Source organism: Mycobacterium sp. 1165196.3, from assembly GCF_001673415.1.
In the GTDB taxonomy this organism is placed as follows: Bacteria; Actinomycetota; Actinomycetes; order Mycobacteriales; family Mycobacteriaceae; genus Mycobacterium; species Mycobacterium europaeum_A.
On record NZ_LZLU01000098.1, the window covers coordinates 1 to 2,226 of the forward strand.

Annotated in this window: 2 protein-coding genes and 1 pseudogene; 2 read left to right on the plus strand and 1 reads right to left on the minus strand. The window is 70.8% G+C overall.

Going from position 1 to position 2,226, the window contains the following annotated elements; all coding sequences use genetic code 11:
- A partial coding sequence (recD, locus tag A5659_RS10400) for an exodeoxyribonuclease V subunit alpha (RefSeq protein ID WP_067180859.1) occupies positions 1-1,102 on the plus strand: 1,102 nt, incomplete at its 5' end.
- A gap of 41 nt (positions 1,103-1,143) precedes the next feature.
- Here recD and A5659_RS28950 read toward each other — a convergent pair.
- A pseudogene (locus A5659_RS28950) lies at positions 1,144-1,218 on the minus strand (phospholipase effector Tle1 domain-containing protein); the annotation flags it as partial.
- A gap of 163 nt (positions 1,219-1,381) precedes the next feature.
- Between A5659_RS28950 and A5659_RS10405 the strand changes: the two are divergent.
- Complete coding sequence (locus A5659_RS10405; protein ID WP_066881190.1) at positions 1,382-2,113, plus strand: TVP38/TMEM64 family protein; 732 nt, start codon at positions 1,382-1,384, stop codon at positions 2,111-2,113.
- Positions 2,114-2,226 lie beyond the last annotated feature (113 nt).

Sequence of the window (2,226 nt, forward strand, 5' to 3'; positions counted from 1 at the left end):
GGCGGCGGCCCGGCTGGCCGAAGCGGTGGCCGCGGGAATCGAGGAGCTGCCCACGGCGGACAGGGCGCGGCTGACGGGTCTTCCGGGAACCACGCTGCATCGGCTGCTGGGGCCCCGGCCGGATACGTCGGTGCGGTTCAAGCACAATCGCGGCAATCGGCTGCCACACGACGTCATCGTGGTGGACGAAACGTCGATGGTGTCGTTGACCATGATGGCCCGGCTGGTCGAAGCCGTCCGGCCGGACACCCGGCTGATCCTGGTCGGCGACCCCGACCAGTTGGCCTCGGTGGAAGCGGGCGCGGTGCTGGCCGACCTGGTGGACGGGTTGGCCGGTCGCGACGATGTCCGGGTGGCCGCCCTGCGCACCCCGCACCGATACGGCACGTCGATCGGCGCCCTGGCCGAGGCGATCCGGGTCGGTGACGCGGACCGTGTCCTGGAGTTGTTGACGGCAGGCGGTGAACACGTCGAGTGGGTGGACTCCGAGCGCCCGGCCGACCGGTTGCGTGAGGTGCTGGTTGCGCACGCGTTGCGGCTGCGCTCGGCCGCGCTGCTGGGCGCGGTGCCACAGGCCTTGGCCACCTTGGACGAACATCGCTTGCTGTGTGCGCACCGCGAGGGGCCCTACGGCGCGACGCACTGGAATAGCCAGGTGCAGAAGTGGATTGGCGAAGCGACCGGACAGCCGGCCTGGTCCCAGTGGTATGCCGGGCGTCCCCTGCTGGTGACGGCGAACGACTACGGGCTGCGCCTCTACAACGGCGACACGGGCGTGACGGTGGCCGGCGCGGACGGGCTGCGGGCCGTCATCGCCGGCGCAACCGGCCCGCTGGATTTCGCGACCAGCCGCCTTGGCGAGGTGGAGACCATGCACGCCATGACCATCCACAAGAGCCAGGGCAGCCAGGCCGACGAGGTGACGGTGCTGATACCGCCGGAGGATTCGCGACTGCTGACGCGTGAACTCTTCTACACCGCGGTGACACGCGCGAAGACCAAGGTGCGGGTGGTGGGCCCCGAGGCGTCGGTCCGCGCGGCGATCGAACGCCGGGCGCTGCGGGCCACCGGGTTGCGGCAGCGGCTGCGGTCGGTCAGGTAAGTGCGGGGCCGGCCTGGCCAGCGCTTTGGGAGCGTGCCCGCCAGCGCGCCCGCCGTGTGTGCGCCGCGGCTGAAACCGAATATGTACACCGCGTCGCCGGGCGGCCAGTGCTCCATTACTTACCAGGATGCTTGTGCCACATTGTCTTTCAGGCCCGACCCGAACGCCTTCTCGGTCAGCAGTGCGAACCAGCGGCGTTCCCGGGGGCCCCGCACCGCCCCGTGTTGGAAATAGCCGGATGGGGTGGGCGGGCAGCGGTGCGGAAGAATCGCGGTCGACATGGACGACGACGACGCTCCCGCACCGGCACCGCGGCCCGGCTCGCGGCGTGCCCACATCGCGCGGCTCGCCGTGTTCGCCGCGTTTCTGGCCGTGGTCTTCTATCTGGTGGCTGTGGCGCGGGTGATCAACATCGACGAGATCCGGGGCGTGGTGTCGGCCACCGGGCCGGCGGCGCCGCTGACCTACGTGGCGGTCTCGGCGGTGGTCGGCGCGTTGTTCGTTCCTGGCTCGATACTGGCCGCGGGCAGTGGGTTGCTGTTCGGTCCGCTGCTGGGTGTCTTCGTGACGCTGGGCGCGACGGTGGGCACCGCGATTGTCGCGAGTTTCGTCGGTCGCCGCGCCGGCCGCGACAGCGCGCGCGCACTGCTGGGCAGCGCCCGGGCCGATCGCATGGACGCCCTGATCGGGCGCGGCGGGTTGTGGGCGGTCGTCGGCCAGCGCTTCGTCCCCGGCATCTCCGATGCGCTGGCCTCCTATGCGTTCGGGGCTTTCGGAGTTCCGGTGTGGCAGATGGGTGTTGGCGCCTTCATCGGTTCGGCCCCACGGGCATTCGCCTACACCGCGCTGGGCGCGTCGATCGGGAATCGGTCGTCGCCGCTGGCCTACGCAGCGATTGCGGTGTGGTGCGTGAGCGCGATCGTCGGCGCGTTCGCCGCGCATCGCGGCTACCGCAAATGGCGTGGGCACGCGGGCGACGACGGAGAGCGAAACCCGGCGTCCGAATCCTAGGGCCGCTGGCGAACGTCGGTCGCGGGCGGCCCGGATTTGTCGGTGGTGGCTGTGATGATGGCGTCATGTCTCCGACCGTGGCTGCAGCCAGCGTCGAAGCGTCCCCGAAGGAA